This is a genomic window from Psychrobacillus sp. PGGUH221, assembly GCF_042055255.1.
Taxonomy (GTDB): domain Bacteria; phylum Bacillota; class Bacilli; order Bacillales_A; family Planococcaceae; genus Psychrobacillus.
This window is the reverse complement of sequence record NZ_JAQMHQ010000001.1, coordinates 637,270-653,404: the sequence shown is the minus strand read 5'-3', so window position 1 is coordinate 653,404 and position 16,135 is coordinate 637,270. Positions and strand designations below refer to the sequence as shown.

At 37.8% G+C, this 16,135-nt stretch carries 16 protein-coding genes; 15 read left to right on the top strand and 1 reads right to left on the bottom strand.

Features of this window, described 5'->3' with window-relative positions; genetic code table 11:
• The first annotated feature begins 286 nt into the window (after positions 1-286).
• Positions 287-1,882, top strand: coding sequence for a CTP synthase (locus PGC35_RS02990; RefSeq protein WP_275789260.1), 1,596 nt, complete (start codon positions 287-289; stop codon positions 1,880-1,882).
• Positions 1,883-2,866: 984 nt separating this feature from the next.
• Here PGC35_RS02990 and PGC35_RS02985 read toward each other — a convergent pair.
• Positions 2,867-3,385 carry a DUF2529 family protein gene (locus PGC35_RS02985; protein WP_375218136.1) on the bottom strand — a complete coding sequence of 173 codons (519 nt, stop codon included), beginning with the start codon at positions 3,383-3,385 and terminating at the stop codon, positions 2,867-2,869.
• A gap of 141 nt (positions 3,386-3,526) precedes the next feature.
• Between PGC35_RS02985 and PGC35_RS02980 the strand changes: the two genes are divergently transcribed.
• The 14 genes from PGC35_RS02980 (at position 3,527) to PGC35_RS02915 (ending at position 16,133) form a co-directional block, all read left to right on the top strand.
• Positions 3,527-3,886 carry a response regulator gene (locus tag PGC35_RS02980; RefSeq protein ID WP_053590542.1) on the top strand — a complete coding sequence of 120 codons (360 nt, stop codon included), beginning with the start codon at positions 3,527-3,529 and terminating at the stop codon, positions 3,884-3,886.
• A gap of 166 nt (positions 3,887-4,052) precedes the next feature.
• Positions 4,053-4,910, top strand: coding sequence for a class II fructose-bisphosphate aldolase (locus tag PGC35_RS02975; protein WP_375218135.1), 858 nt, complete (start codon positions 4,053-4,055; stop codon positions 4,908-4,910).
• A 93-nt stretch (positions 4,911-5,003) separates the two neighbouring features.
• Complete coding sequence (fsa, locus tag PGC35_RS02970) at positions 5,004-5,651, top strand: fructose-6-phosphate aldolase (RefSeq protein ID WP_375218134.1); 648 nt, start codon at positions 5,004-5,006, stop codon at positions 5,649-5,651.
• Between the two features lie 19 nt (positions 5,652-5,670).
• Positions 5,671-6,948 carry a UDP-N-acetylglucosamine 1-carboxyvinyltransferase gene (locus PGC35_RS02965; RefSeq protein WP_375218133.1) on the top strand — a complete coding sequence of 426 codons (1,278 nt, stop codon included), beginning with the start codon at positions 5,671-5,673 and terminating at the stop codon, positions 6,946-6,948.
• Positions 6,949-7,127: 179 nt separating this feature from the next.
• Positions 7,128-8,090, top strand: coding sequence for a class II fructose-bisphosphatase (gene glpX, locus PGC35_RS02960; protein ID WP_056828065.1), 963 nt, complete (start codon positions 7,128-7,130; stop codon positions 8,088-8,090).
• 507 nt (positions 8,091-8,597) lie between these two features.
• On the top strand, positions 8,598-9,881 hold the full coding sequence (gene rho / locus PGC35_RS02955) for a transcription termination factor Rho (RefSeq protein ID WP_056828064.1): 1,284 nt from the start codon (positions 8,598-8,600) through the stop codon (positions 9,879-9,881).
• 159 nt (positions 9,882-10,040) lie between these two features.
• Positions 10,041-10,256 carry a 50S ribosomal protein L31 gene (gene rpmE, locus PGC35_RS02950; protein ID WP_375218132.1) on the top strand — a complete coding sequence of 72 codons (216 nt, stop codon included), beginning with the start codon at positions 10,041-10,043 and terminating at the stop codon, positions 10,254-10,256.
• A 134-nt stretch (positions 10,257-10,390) separates the two neighbouring features.
• Entirely contained in the window at positions 10,391-10,963 is a 573-nt protein-coding gene (locus PGC35_RS02945; protein WP_053590535.1) for a thymidine kinase, read from the top strand.
• A 302-nt stretch (positions 10,964-11,265) separates the two neighbouring features.
• Entirely contained in the window at positions 11,266-12,345 is a 1,080-nt protein-coding gene (prfA, locus tag PGC35_RS02940; protein WP_375218131.1) for a peptide chain release factor 1, read from the top strand.
• On the top strand, positions 12,338-13,195 hold the full coding sequence (gene prmC / locus PGC35_RS02935; RefSeq protein WP_375218130.1) for a peptide chain release factor N(5)-glutamine methyltransferase: 858 nt from the start codon (positions 12,338-12,340) through the stop codon (positions 13,193-13,195). Before prfA ends, prmC begins: the two co-directional genes overlap by 8 nt.
• Positions 13,196-13,240: 45 nt before the next feature.
• Entirely contained in the window at positions 13,241-13,774 is a 534-nt protein-coding gene (locus tag PGC35_RS02930) for a stage II sporulation protein R (RefSeq protein ID WP_375218129.1), read from the top strand.
• 68 nt (positions 13,775-13,842) lie between these two features.
• On the top strand, positions 13,843-14,868 hold the full coding sequence (locus tag PGC35_RS02925) for an L-threonylcarbamoyladenylate synthase (RefSeq protein WP_375218128.1): 1,026 nt from the start codon (positions 13,843-13,845) through the stop codon (positions 14,866-14,868).
• A 220-nt stretch (positions 14,869-15,088) separates the two neighbouring features.
• On the top strand, positions 15,089-15,592 hold the full coding sequence (locus PGC35_RS02920; RefSeq protein ID WP_053590530.1) for a manganese efflux pump: 504 nt from the start codon (positions 15,089-15,091) through the stop codon (positions 15,590-15,592).
• 100 nt (positions 15,593-15,692) lie between these two features.
• Positions 15,693-16,133, top strand: coding sequence for a low molecular weight protein arginine phosphatase (locus PGC35_RS02915; protein ID WP_375218127.1), 441 nt, complete (start codon positions 15,693-15,695; stop codon positions 16,131-16,133).
• The last annotated feature ends 2 nt before the right edge of the window (positions 16,134-16,135 follow it).

Here is a 16,135-nt window from a genome sequence, read left to right as displayed (position 1 = left end):
TATACGCAAACGCTATAAGATTTTATTGGGCTCTTTTTAAAGAGACATTACTCATGTGCATATGCGCTCCCCTGCCAAAAGCAGGTGGGGCGCTTTTTGTTATTTTATAACCTTATTCATCTAAGTCCTACTGAATAAGGTTATAGCCTAAGGCGAATGCTACAGATTATGTAAAGAAAAAATCATTGGGCTCTGTGCAATGTAATATGTTATCATCTTTACTTGAGTGTAAAATCTGAGCTTAAAAGACCAAGGCGAAATAGATACTATATTAGGAGGAACAAGCATGACTAAATTTATTTTTGTTACTGGTGGGGTTGTATCTTCACTAGGTAAAGGAATTACGGCTGCATCTCTAGGTCGTTTATTAAAAAACAGAGGATTAAACGTAACAATTCAAAAATTTGATCCTTACATCAACTTAGATCCAGGGACTATGAGCCCGTATCAGCATGGAGAAGTTTTTGTAACTGACGATGGGGCAGAGACAGATTTAGATTTAGGTCATTACGAGCGTTTTATTGACATTAATTTAAATAAATACTCGAATATCACTACTGGGAAGGTATATTCTTCTGTACTAAGAAAAGAACGCCGTGGCGATTACAATGGTGGAACAGTACAAGTTATCCCACATATTACAAACGAAATTAAAAATCGTTTATTCTTAGCTGCAAAAGAAACACATGCGGATATTGTTATCACTGAAATTGGTGGAACAGTAGGAGATATCGAATCACTACCTTTCTTAGAAACAATCCGTCAAATGAAACGTGATGTTGGCAGTAACAACGTAATGTACATTCACTGTACATTAGTTCCTTTTATAAAAGCTGCCGGTGAAATGAAAACAAAACCAACGCAACATAGTGTTAAAGAGTTACGTAGTCTAGGTATTCAACCAAATGTCATTGTTGTTCGCTCAGAGATGCCAGTTCCTCAAGATATGAAAGACAAAATTGCTCTTTTCTGTGACATTAAACCAGAAGAAGTAATCGAATGTATTGATGCGGATTCATTATATGAAATTCCATTAAATCTTCAAGCGCAACATTTAGATCAAATTGTTGTGGATCATTTCCAACTTACTACGAAAGAAGCAGATATGACAGATTGGATAGCACTTGTTGATCAAGTGAAATCTTTATCTAAAAAAGTTCGCATAGGGTTAGTTGGTAAATATGTAGAGCTTCAAGATGCATACATTTCAGTAGTAGAAGCAATGAAACATGCTGGCTACAAATTTGATGCGGATGTAGAAGTGAAATGGGTGAATGCGGAAGAAGTAAATGATGCAAATGTTGCAGAAATTCTTTCAGATGTAGACGGCATCCTTGTTCCTGGTGGATTTGGAGACCGCGGCGTAGAAGGAAAAATTGCAGCTACACGATTTGCTCGTGAAAACAATGTACCATTCTTAGGTATTTGCTTAGGAATGCAGCTAGCAACAGTTGAATTTGCTCGTAACATATTGGAACTTGAAGGTGCTCACTCAACTGAACTAGATCCAAAAACTCCACATTCTATTATTGATTTATTGCCAGAACAAAAAGACGTAGAGGATTTAGGTGGAACACTTCGTCTAGGATTATATCCATGTAAATTAACTCCTGGTTCTAAAGCACATGATGCATACGGTGAAGAACTTGTATATGAACGTCACCGTCACCGTTATGAATTCAATAACGAATACCGTGAACAATTTGAAGCTGCAGGATTTATGTTCTCTGGTACAAGCCCAGATGGTCGTCTAATCGAAATTATCGAGCTACCAGATCACCCATTTTTCGTAGCTTCTCAGTTCCATCCGGAATTTGTGTCACGTCCACAGCGTCCACAACCATTATTCCGTGAGTTCATCAAAGCATCCGTAGGAGAATAAAAAAGAAAAAGCAGTTCGACTTGTCGAACTGCTTTTTTATTTGGAATTAAACGGCAAAGAGCGACCGATATCGGTGTGAGAGCAACCAATTACCCTATGAGCGCAACCGATTCTCGTCTGAAAGCAACCAATTCCATCATAAGCGCGACCATTTCTCACAATAAAGAGTTTACTTCACTTGAGAAATAGATTTCTTATGCTGGAGCCTAGTGATTAGGTATTAAATGGCAAAGAGCGACCAATATTGGTGTGATAGCAACCAATTACTCTTTGAGCGAGACCAATTCTCTACTGAAAGCAACCAATTCCACCAAAAGCGCGACCATTTCTCACAATAAAGAGTTTACTTCACTTTAGAAATGGATTTCTTATGCGGGAGCCAGGTAAATAGGTATTAATTGGCAAAGAGCGACCAATCTAAGTGTGAGAGCAACCAATTGCTCTCTGACCGAGACCAATTCTCGACTGAAAGCAACCAATTCCAACATAAGAGCGATTATTACTCACAATAAAGAGTTTACTTCACTTGAGAAATGGATTTCTTATGCAGGAGTCTAGAAATTAGGCATTATATGGCAAAGAGCGACCAATATTGGTGTGAGAGCAACCAATTATACTATGAACGAGACCAATTCTCGTATGAAAGCAACCAATTCCATCATAAGGGCGACCATTTCTCACAATAAAGAGTTTACTTCACTTGAGAAATGGATTTCTTATGCAAGAGTCCAGTATTAGGCATTAAATGGCAAAGAGCGACCAATATTGGCGTTAGAGCAACCAATTACTCTCTGAACGAGACCAATTCTCGTCTGAAAGGCAACCATTTCCACCATACGCACGACAATTTCTCAAAAAAATTTATTAACCATGAAACTAAACTATAAAAACTCCGACTAATCTTTAGGTTGTACACTTCGAATCCAAATTAATATAAAATGCCCACGAAAATTTCTTGTTTCCATGGGCATATATAGCTAATTTTTAATCTTCGCTTAAAAGAATCTCGTCTAGCTTCATTTTGACAGCTTCGTATACGAACATTGCACTTAGCGCATAAGGTAAAACAATTCTACTGCCATCCTCAGCAGGTAGTAAGCCTTTGGTAAGTTTTAAAGAAATATATGTATAAGCAAGATTCGCTAGCTTGTTTTCATCATTATGATTTTCAGCAGCAAGTACACTGAACGGAATAAATTCTGCACTTAATTTCTCTGCAAGCGCTAGAGCATCTTCGTTTTCGCTAGATCTAGCGATGATCCAAACGCGATCTGCACTTGTAAGTTCGGTATCTGAAGTCCAAACTTTCAAACTTGGGAATTTTTCTACGGCATTTTCTGCATTTATCGTAATACTTTCCATTTCACCGAATGCTGCAAAGTATATAAAGCCTTCTCTTGCAGCCGCTTGTGCAAGAAGTCTAGCAGTTTCTTCAATATTTTCTTCCTCCGAATTTACTATTCTTTGGAGGAGACCTGTCAGTTGTGTCGTTAACATTTTCATTCTTTTTTCACCTCAATTTTTATTATAGTGTAGGAAAAGATAAACGTAAAATGGGTATTTTTTAGAATCTCAAGAAGGAAAATGTATATTAATAGCGAATAGTATAGAAGGGGAAAATTTAATAAAAGGGGTTTGTACATCATGAAACACATATTAATCGTAGATGATCAACTAGGAATACGAATGCTCTTAAAAGAAGTTTTTTCACAGGAAGGCTACGAAGTGAGCTTAGCGGCTAACGGCCCAGAAGCTTTGGATATTGCTAGTGAGGAAAGTTTAGATGGTGTATTATTAGATATGAAAATTCCAGGTATGGATGGAATAAAAATCTTAACTTTACTTAAAGAAAAGTATCCAAATTTACCTGTCATGATGATGACAGCATATGGAGAGTTAAACCTAATTCAAGAAGCAAAGGATTTAGGTGCTTCTCTTTACTTTACTAAGCCTTTTGATATATTCGAAGTGCGTGATGCAGTAAATAATATATTAAAGAAGTAGTACAGAGGCAGGCAGTGGAAAACATGGCCTTTTTTTGTTATGATGAAAAGTGGAGGACGCAGTTTAATATTTCTGTAACTTGAATAACAGGCGTCTGCAACAGATAAAATAGAGAGAAAAATGATGTACAAATGAGAGTGTATGAAAATAGAGGAGGTCCATTGGAATGGCTTTAGTATCGATGAAAGAAATGCTTGAAAAAGGGAAAAAAGAAGGTTATGCAGTAGGGCAATTCAATATTAATAACCTTGAATTTACTCAAGCTATTTTACAAGCGGCAGAGGAAGAAAAATCACCAGTTATATTAGGTGTATCCGAAGGTGCGGCAAAATATATGGGCGGCTTTACAACAGTTGTACATATGGTAAAAGGTCTAATGGAAGACTATAAAACGTCAGTTCCAGTGGCAATTCATTTAGATCACGGCTCAAGTTTTGATAAATGTAAAGCAGCAATCGATGCTGGATTCACTTCTGTTATGATTGATGCTTCTCATCATCCATTTGAAGAAAACGTAGAAATTACTTCTAAGGTAGTGGATTATGCCCACGCACACAACGTTTCTGTAGAAGCAGAACTTGGTACAGTCGGCGGGCAGGAAGACGACGTAATAGCAGATGGTGTTATTTATGCAGACCCTGCGGAATGTGCGGAATTAGTGAAACGTACTGCAATTGATTGCTTAGCGCCAGCACTTGGTTCAGTTCATGGGCCTTATAAAGGTGAACCTAATTTAGGTTTTAAAGAAATGGAAGAGATTTCAAAATTAGCAGATCTTCCATTAGTATTACACGGTGGAACAGGTATTCCTACACATGATATTAAACGCTCAATCTCATTAGGGACTGCTAAAATCAATGTGAACACGGAAAACCAAATTTCTGCTACTAAAGCGATTCGTGCATATTTGGATGAAAATCCAAAACAGTATGACCCACGTAAATACCTAACACCAGCACGTGATGCTATTAAAACAACCGTTATCGGTAAAATGCGTGAATTTGGAAGCTCTAATAAAGCATAAATCAGTAAGATATAATAGAATGTGGGGAGAAGTCTTCTAGTGAACATACAGAAGCTTCTCCTATTTTTCCATCATAAGGAGGAACTTATTAAGATGAAATTTTTTATAGATACAGCTAATTTTGAGGAAATTAAAGAAGCACACGCATGGGGTATTTTATCCGGTGTTACGACGAATCCTTCGCTAGTAGCGAAAGAAAATATCTCATTTCATGATCGCCTTCGCGAAATTACAGCATTAGTAAATGGTTCTGTAAGTGCAGAAGTAATCGCATTGGATGCAGAGGGTATGATTAAAGAAGGTAGAGAACTTGCAGCAATTGCACCGAATATTACGGTGAAATTACCGATGACACCTGAAGGGTTAAAAGCATGCGCAGTTTTTAGTTCAGAAGGAATCAAAACAAATGTGACGCTTATCTTTAGTGCAAACCAAGCGCTATTGGCAGCTCGCGCAGGTGCAACATATGTATCGCCATTTTTAGGCCGTTTAGATGACATTGGGCATGATGGAATGGAACTGATTGCGAAAATAGCTCAAATCTTTGCTATTCACAACATTGATACAGAAATTATTGCAGCTTCTATCAGACATCCTCAGCATATTACGTATGCAGCTTTAAATGGTGCTCATATTTCTACAACTCCATTTAAAGTATTAAAACAACTATTCCATCATCCTTTAACAGATAAAGGAATTGAAGGATTTCTAGCGGATTGGAACAATCGTAAGAGCGAGTAACAAGACGAAGGAGAAACGTATGGAAGTTTATAAAATAAAAGGAGCTAATCGTTTACATGGTACGATTAAGGTAAGCGGGGCAAAAAATAGTGCAGTAGCGCTAATTCCTGCTTCCTTGTTAGCGAACTCTCCAGTAACTATTGAAGGCCTGCCAGAGATTTTAGATGTATGGACATTGAAAGATATTCTAGAAGAATTAGGTGCAAAAATCACATTTGAAGACGGAACGATGACAATTGATCCTACAAATGTGGTAGATATGCCCTTGCCAAATGGCAATATTAAAAAGTTGCGGGCATCATACTATTTAATGGGTGCACTTCTTGGAAAATTTAATAAAGCGGCTATTGGATTACCTGGAGGATGCCACTTGGGACCTCGCCCAATAGATCAGCATATTAAAGGCTTTGAGGCATTAGGTGCTAACGTATCGAATGAGCATGGCGCTATTTATTTACGTGCAGAAAAATTGGTTGGCACGAAAATTTATTTAGACGTCGTAAGTGTTGGGGCAACTATTAATATAATGCTTGCTGCAGTACTTGCAAAAGGTAGAACGATTATTGAAAATGCTGCAAAAGAACCAGAAATCATTGATGTTGCCACATTGCTATCAAATATGGGAGCGAATATAAAAGGTGCTGGGACGAATGTCATTCGAATCGACGGTGTTGAAGAATTACACGGGACGAAGCACACAATCATTCCAGACCGAATTGAAGCCGGAACATTTATGATTATGGCTGCTATAGCAGGTGACGGTATCACGATTGACAATGTGATTCCATTTCATGTAGAAGCATTAACAGCAAAACTACGAGAAATGGGAGTAAAAGTGGAGGAGCATGAAGAGAAGATATTCATTCCAAAAGCTCAAAATTTACAAGCTGTCGATGTGAAAACTCTTGTGTATCCTGGGTTTCCTACGGATTTACAACAACCTTTTTCGGTGTTGTTAACGCAAGCTAACGGAACTTCCGTTATTACCGATACTATTTACTCAGCTCGATTTAAGCAAATTGATGAATTACGCCGTATGAACGCTAATGGGCGAGTGGATGGTAGAACAGCTATTATTACGGGGCCAGCCAAGCTAGAAGCAGCCACTGTTCGAGCGAGTGATTTGCGAGCTGGAGCAGCTCTTATACTTGCTGGATTGATCGCTGAGGGTGATACGGAGATTCAAGATATTTTCCATATAGAACGTGGCTATAGTTCCATTATTGAAAAGCTTCGAGGACTAGGAGCAGATATTAGAAGAGTGGAAATTAAAGAAATAGAAGTAAACTCAGAATAAAGTACTTCCACTCAGACTATAGGCGCCTATCAGCACAAGGCAAAATGCCCATTTTGCATGTTAACAAACTCGTTGCTGATAACCGGCGCCTTACTTTTCTTATTTGACAAATATGCTACAATGGTACAGGAAGAAACACAGACCGGAATATAAACCGTAAAACGGGAGGCATATATTAAATGGAACGTAGTTTATCAATGGAATTAGTTCGTGTAACAGAGGCAGCAGCAATCGCATCTGCACGCTGGATGGGACGCGGATTAAAAAATGAAGCAGATGACGCAGCAACTACTGCAATGCGCACAGTTTTTGACACAATTCCAATGGAAGGTGTCGTAGTAATTGGGGAAGGTGAAATGGACGAAGCACCGATGTTATATATCGGAGAAAAGCTTGGACATGGAACTGGTGGTCCTCAAGTTGACGTGGCAGTGGATCCGTTAGAAGGTACAAATATTGTAGCTTCAGGTGGATGGAATGCTCTTGCAGTTCTTGCAATTGCTGATCGTGGAAATCTACTTCATGCTCCAGACATGTATATGGACAAACTGGCAGTAGGTCCAGAGTCTGTTGGTCAAGTTGATATTAACGCACCTGTTATTGATAATTTACGAGCAGTTGCACGTGCAAAAAATAAAGACATACAAGACGTAGTTGCAACGATTTTAGGTCGCGACCGTCATCAAAAAATTATTGATGAAATTAGAGCTGCTGGTGCACGTATTAAGCTAATTAATGATGGTGATGTAGCTGGAGCTATTAACACAGCTTTTGATAATACTGGCGTTGACATTTTATTTGGAATGGGTGGAGCTCCTGAGGGAGTTATCTCTGCGGTTGGATTAAAATGTTTAGGCGGAGAAATACAAGGAAAACTAGTGCCGCAAAATGATGAAGAGCTTGCTCGTTGTATTAAAATGGGACTAGACGTAAACAAAATTTTACGTATGGAAGACTTAGTAAAAGGTGACGATGCGATTTTTGCAGCAACTGGTGTAACAGACGGTGAACTTCTTCGTGGAGTACAATTCAAAGGTGCATTTGGTTCAACGCACTCAATCGTTATGAGAGCTAAATCAGGTACAATTCGTTTTGTTGAAGGAAGACACAGCTTAAAGAAAAAACCGAATTTAGTTCTATAAGAATAACTTTTATCGCTTAATTCAATTCTAAAATGATTAGTAGTTTAGACTCTTAGGAAGCTTTCAAAGATGTTGCCTGTCAACATAACCTTTGTTGTGCTTCCTTCATGAGAGTCTTACATAAAGCGTGATAAAATAAAACTTCTCACATGAATATCCTCCATAACAGATTAGGCCATCTTGGAGACAAATGCATAAATCAGAAGGTCGGACCTCAAAAAGTCTTGAAAACGCTTGTCAGTCGAGGTATTCTAAGTTCACGACATCTAAAACTGCATTTGTTACAGCCAATTCTGATTGGGTATCTATCCTCTTAACAAACTTCAATCCTATTAACCTTAATCAACAGTTACAAATAGATAAGTGTAGACAATCCATTTAGATGAAGCCATCAATTATGTAGCGAATCTAAAGGAGAGCAATAGTTGTCGTAAATTCAACTTGTTGTATTTGATTCCCAAAAATAAATAGGAACATAAAAATAAAATAAAGAGTGGTGCAACGCCAATGACACAAACAACAATTAATGAGTTAGAAAGTATGACTCTAAAAGAGCTTTATACACTTGCAAGAAAGTTCAAAATTGCAGCGTATAGCAAGCTTACAAAGAAAGAACTTATTTTTGCTATCTTAAAATCTCGAGCAGAACAAGAAGGCTTCTTCTTCATGGAAGGTGTTTTAGAGATTATTCAACAAGAGGGCTTTGGATTCTTACGTCCTATTAACTACTCTCCGAGTTCAGAGGATATTTATATTTCGGCATCTCAAATTAGAAGATTTGACCTTCGAAATGGTGATAAAGTAACAGGAAAAGTTCGTCCTCCAAAAGAAAGTGAACGTTATTACGGCCTACTTCATGTGGAACTAGTAAATGGTGAAGATCCAGAAATAGCGAAGGAACGAGTTCATTTTCCTGCTCTAACACCTTTATATCCGGACCGCCATATTAAATTAGAAACCGTTCCTGAAAAACTATCGACTCGCATAATGGATTTGGTAGCACCTGTTGGATACGGACAACGTGGTTTAATTGTTGCACCTCCAAAAGCAGGGAAAACGTTATTAATAAAAGAAATCGCAAATGCTATTACGACGAATCATCCAAATGCGGAACTGATTGTTTTATTAATAGATGAGCGTCCAGAAGAAGTTACAGATATAGAACGTTCAGTAAAGGCGGATGTTGTGAGCTCCACGTTTGATGAAGTTCCAGAAAATCATGTGAAAGTAGCGGAACTTGTTTTAGAAAGAGCAATGCGCTTAGTAGAGCATAAACGTGATGTAATCATTTTAATGGATTCAATCACGCGTCTTGCCCGTGCATACAATTTAGTAATCCCTCCAAGTGGACGTACACTTTCCGGAGGGATTGACCCTGCTGCATTCCATCGTCCAAAAAGATTTTTTGGAGCTGCCCGTAATATTGAAGAAGGCGGCAGTTTAACGATTCTTGCTACTGCATTAGTTGATACTGGGTCTCGTATGGATGAAGTAATATATGAGGAGTTCAAAGGTACAGGTAACTTAGAACTTCATTTAGATAGAAGTCTTGCAGAACGTCGTATTTTCCCGGCAATCGATATTCGTCGCTCGGGTACGCGAAAAGAAGAACTTCTCATTCCAAAAGATCAATTAGACAAGCTTTGGGCTATTCGCAAAACTTTTTCCGATTCATCCGATTTTGCGGAGCGTTTCTTGAAAAAACTCCGACAAACAAAAACGAACGAAGCATTCTTTGAGCAACTGGCAGTAGAAATGAAAGCGCATCGTAGTGGGAAAGTTTCTCTATAATCGAAGAACTTGCATTTTAATATCAGACATGCTATTATGTTCAATGTAAGTTTACAATTTTCTGCTACATATACGATTGGCAATCAATCGGATCGTGTAAGGTATCAGTTTTATAACCAACTCTGTTCCAGATGGTTCAGGGCGAGAGGAGAGATAGAGATGAAAGCAGGAATTCATCCCGATTACAAAGAAGCAACAGTATCATGTTCATGTGGTAACACATTCACAACTGGTTCTGTAAAATCAAACATCAGTGTCGAGTTCTGTAACGAATGTCACCCATTCTATACTGGACGTCAAAAATTCGCAGCTGCGGATGGCCGTGTTGATCGCTTCAACAAAAAATACGGTATCAAAGAAGAAGCTAATAACTAATTACCAAGTACCTGCAAAGCACATTTGTGTTTTGCAGGTATTTTTGATTTTTTGATTATTATCTATGTAGATGCCAGCCTCTTTATGTTATAAATGAATAGAGGAAAATTAGAAGATTCACAAGGAGAATTCAAATGGCACAATTATTTTTTAAGCACGGTGCAATGAATAGCGGAAAATCTATTGAGATTTTGAAGGTTGCACATAATTATGAAGAACAAAATAAACCTGTTCTTATTTTTACACCTGGAATCGATACAAGAGATGAAGTAGGATATGTTTCTAGTAGAATAGGTTTAAAGAGAAAAGCAACAGCTACATATGACGATACGAATTTATATGAATTGGTAAAAGAGCATTCACCAAAACCTTATTGTGTGTTAATTGACGAAGTACAATTTTTGAAAAAAGAGCATGTTTTACAATTGACTAAAGTAGTGGACGAGCTAGACATTCCGGTGATGGGCTTTGGATTAAAAAATGACTTTCAAAATGAGTTATTTGAAGGTAGCCGTTATATGCTGATCTATGCCGATAAAATCGAGGAAATGAAGACGATCTGCTGGTTCTGCCATAAAAAAGCAATTATGAATTTACGTGTTGATGAAGCAGGAAAGCCTGTATATACTGGGGAGCAAATTCAAATTGGTGGCAATGACACTTATTACCCTGTATGTCGAAAATGCCACGCCAATCCACCTCTATAAATAATGGACTTCAAAGAGTTATCTCACGTGAGATAACTCTTATTTTGAGAAATGGCCTGACTTCTCTGGATTTAGTCTCGTTTCAGAGGGAAATGGTCTCGTATAGCCGTGAATCGGTCTCGGTTGCAACGTAATTAGGCTCGAAGTGCCATTTTGTACACGCAATATATCAGAGTATGAGAAATGGTTGCTCCCACGGACAAATTAGTCTCCCTTCGCTATTTTATTAGAAAAAGTAGCGAGGAAGAGACTTTTTCTTTATAATAGGAATGATATAGACTTAAATGAACGAGGTGAGCTCGATGTTTGATCGATTACAATCGGTAGAAGATCGTTATAATAATTTAAATGAATTGCTTAGTGACCCAGATGTGGTCAACGATACAAAAAAACTAAGAGAATATTCAAAAGAGCAATCAGATTTGCAGCCAACAGTTGATGCGTACCGTGAATACAAGGATGCAAAAAGTCAATATAATGACGCAAAACTAATGTTAGAAGAAAAGCTCGATGCGGATATGCGTGATATGGTAAAAGAAGAAGTAAATGATTTGGAGAACCAAATTGCAGAGCTTGAAGAACGTCTTAGAGTTCTATTAATTCCAAAAGATCCGAATGATGATAAAAACGTTATTATGGAAATTCGTGGAGCTGCTGGAGGAGACGAAGCCGCTTTATTTGCAGGGAATTTATTCAGAATGTACAGTAGATATGCAGAAACACAAGGCTGGAAAATTGATATTATGGAATCTTCTCCTACTGGACTTGGTGGATTCAAAGAGATTATTTTCATGATTAATGGAACGAATGCTTATTCCAGAATGAAATATGAGAACGGTGCACATCGAGTACAACGAGTACCAGAAACAGAGTCTGGTGGACGTATTCATACATCTACTGCAACTGTTGCTGTTCTTCCGGAAGCGGAGGAAGTGGATGTTGATATCCATGAAAAGGACGTTCGTGTGGATACATTTGCATCTTCTGGAGCGGGTGGACAATCCGTTAATACGACTATGTCAGCCGTTCGTATGACGCATTTACCAACAGGCATTACAGTTTCCATGCAAGATGAAAAATCGCAAATTAAAAACAGAGAAAAGGCTATGAAAATTCTACGTGCTCGGGTTGCTGATAAATTCCGTCAAGAAGCACAAGCCGAATATGATGCAGTTCGTAAATCTGCCGTCGGGACTGGTGACCGTTCAGAGCGAATTCGAACATATAATTATCCACAAAATCGTGTGACGGATCATCGCATCGGTTTAACAATTCAAAAGCTTGACCAGATTTTAGAAGGAAAGCTGAATGAAATAGTGGATGCATTAATATTGGAGGATCAAGCAGAAAAATTAGAAAGAATGAATGATACGAATGTGTAAAACAACTTATGAGGCCCTAACCCGGGCTTCTTCTTTTTTAGAAGAGAATAATCGAGAAAAAGAAGTGGCTCGTTATTTGTTGCAGCATGTATTAAAGAAAAATTATTCCGAATTGATGATGGCTATGTATGAAGAAATATCCCAAGAAGCGTTCCAAACTTTTTGGGCATATGTGGAGGAGCATGCAACTGGTCGTCCTTTTCAATACATTATTGGACAGGAAACGTTTTATGGGAGAGATTTTATAGTAAACGAAAACGTCTTAATCCCTCGCCCCGAAACAGAAGAATTAATAGAAGATGTAAAAAAACGTGCATTAAAATTGTTCGATATCAATAAAGTCATACAGGTCGCTGATATCGGAACTGGAAGTGGTGCTATTGCGATTTCCATAAAAAAAGAAATGCCACATACTATAGTAACTGCAACCGATATTTCGACCGAAGCACTCCGAGTTGCGATGAAAAATGCTCAGCGTTTAGAAGCCGAAGTTCAATTTAAACAAGGTGATTTACTCGCACCTATTGCAAATCGAAAATGGGATATCATCTTATCTAATCCACCCTACATTGGACAACATGAAGCAGATTCCCTTTCCGATACTGTAATAGAATACGAGCCACATCTAGCGTTGTTTGCAGAAGAAGATGGCTTGCAATTATATAGAAAAATGGCAGAACAGCTCCCTGCCATGATGAATATCCCAAGTTTAATAGGCTTTGAGATTGGCTACGAGCAGGGCGCGGCTGTCCAAAAGATGCTTCAAAAAGCATTTCCTAATGCGGCAGTAGAAGTGGTTAAGGACATTAATAAAAAAAATCGTTTTGTTTTTTGTACAATCAATGAATAAGTTATGAATCTATTGGTAACAATGTTCCTAAGGGAGGAATGTTATATGTTACCAGATTACGAGATAAAAAGAGCACCGAGGATTGGCAAACAAATAGACGCGGTTATTTTATTTGTATGGATGTTGCTACTTATTCAATTTTGTTTATTTATTCTATTTCAACCTATGGAGCAAACAGATGGAACAAGATTTCGTCTTATTGCCAATAGCAATTCGGTAGAAGATCAACAATTTAAAAATGAAGTAAGAGATAATATTGAGCCCATTTTAAGAACGTACCAAAGTAATCCACAGGAAACATATGTCGAGTTAGAGCAAGTTGTGGATAAGTTGTCAGAAAAATATGAAGAAAAAATCACTTTATCCACAGGACAAGCATTATTTCCTCCGAAAGTGTGGAATGATGGGATAGTAGCACAAACACACGTAGACTCGATTGTTATTACAATAGGCAGTGGTCGTGGGGATAATTGGTGGTGTGCACTGTTTCCAAAAGTTTGTTATAAGGATGAAGAAAAGAAAAAAGAGAAACCTAAATTTTTTGTATGGGAATGGTTAAAAAAGAAGTTTTCCACATAATAATCCACATATAATTAATAGTTATACACAAAATGTGGACAACATTTAGAGAAAGGAGTAATTACGACATGAAAACACAAATTGTGAGTGTGGATAACTTGTCCACAAAAGAACATGGTTATACACAAGCTGTGGATTTATTAAATGATGGAGAAACGGTCGCATTTCCAACAGAGACAGTTTATGGTTTGGGTGCTGATGCTACCAAAGAAGCTGCTGTCCGAAAAATATTCGAGGCAAAGGGAAGACCTCAGGATAACCCATTAATTGTTCACATTGGTGATAAAAAAGATCTCCATTCATTTACGATGAATATACCAAAGCTTGCAATGGAATGTATGGATGCATTTTGGCCAGGAGCCCTAACGTTGATTTTGCCATTAAAACCAGATACTCTTGCTGAAAACGTTACTGCCGGATTAGATACAGTTGGTGTGAGAATGCCTGACCATCCAGTAGCCCTAGAATTACTTAGACGTTTAAAAAAACCAGTTGCTGCTCCGAGTGCAAATAGAAGCGGAAAACCTAGTCCGACTCAGGCAGTCCACGTGCTACATGACTTAAAAGGAAAGATACCTTTAATAGTAGACGGAGGTACAACAGGGATTGGCTTAGAATCTACTGTCTTGGATGTTACAACAGACAAACCAACAATTCTTCGTCCTGGTGGAGTTACAAAAGAAATGCTTGAAAAAGTGATTGGTCCAGTAAATGAAGCAAAATTGACAGACAAAGCAGAAGCTCCGAGAGCGCCAGGAATGAAGTACGCACATTACGCACCGGATGCTCCAGTCTATTTAATAGAAGCTTCTATAATTGAAGTTCAAAAAGCAGTGGAAAGCATACATAGTGATCATAAAAAAGTAGCTCTAATTGCAAGTGACCTATACAGTGAAAGTAATGCGGATTACTTTTTTACATTAGGCAAGGAAAATCAACTAAGAGATGCTGCACACCTGTTGTATGAAGCCCTTAGAAAATGTGATGAATCAGATGCTGATTTAGTCCTTGTACCAGCTTTTCCTAAACATGGAGTTGGAAGTGCGATCATGAATAGATTAGAAAAGGCCGCTAAAGGTAATTGGTATAGTTAATAAATCTCTTTATGTATCAGCGATATAGATGTAGAGGAATAGTTTTAAGACTGTAATGGAAAAGCTTGTCGGGCGAGTCGAAAGTGAATAGAACTTAAGTTCATGAGCTTACAACGAGTGCTAGCAACGAAGAATGAAGGCGTTTCTCATACAGTCTGAGTGTATTCTCTCCTAATAGTTTGCATATAGTTAATTATGCAAATGGACGGGGGAGATTTTTTTGTGGCGTGAAATTTTGGCTGGTGTATTAATGTCTGTGGATGTACTAATATTGTTTTCTCTTGTATCTTATAGAAAACAAGTATTTACTCTTGCTGCATGGGTTGCAGCATTACATATGCTTTTTCCTTTGATAGGTTATTACGCAGGGATTATCGTGCAGAATTATCTTCAGCATGCAAGTCCCTATTTATCTGGAGTTCTTCTTTCATTACTGGGATTACAAATGATTCTTACACAATCTCCAAAGCAGGCTCCTCTTTTATCTCCGTTTCTATTGGCCGTCGTAGCAAGCGTTGATACCTTTTCAGTAAGTATTTCATTTGGTATGCTAAAAGTAGAGAAGTTTATATTCATACTCAGCTCGGGAATTTTTTCATTTTTAGCAGTGTTTATTGCGCAAAATATAATTTATAAGTATGCAATTATGAACCGTGCTTTCATCATGAGATTTGCGGGATTGATTTTATTAATAATGGGAATTTTAACGTTACAAAATAATTAACCGAATTATGTAGATTCACAAAATATAGTCAAAAATAATCATAAAATTTAAAACAATTATAGGACTTTTTATTATATACTAGAGATGGGGAATTAGTACGATGAATATATTATTTGTTTGCACAGGAAATACGTGTCGTAGTCCAATTGCAGAGGCATTGTTGAAAGAGCGTCATTTAAATGGTGTGGAGGTTCGTTCAGCAGGTATTTATGCGATGGTTGGAGGTAATATGTCTTCAAATGGGCAAAAAGTATTGGAGAATGAATCTATCCAGTTTAAACATAAATCATCCGCATTAAATGAACAAATAGTTGACTGGGCAGATATCATATTAACAATGACGGCATCCCATAAACAAGCTATCATCTTTGCATTTCCGCATGCGATATCAAAAGTCTACATGTACACAGAGTACGTAACACCCCAAGCTGTACGTGATGTATCTGATCCATATGGTGGAGACTTGCGTACATATGAAGCTACGTATAGAGAATTGAATGTACTAACGGATGAACTAGTGAAAAAACTTCAGGGGGATTAAGG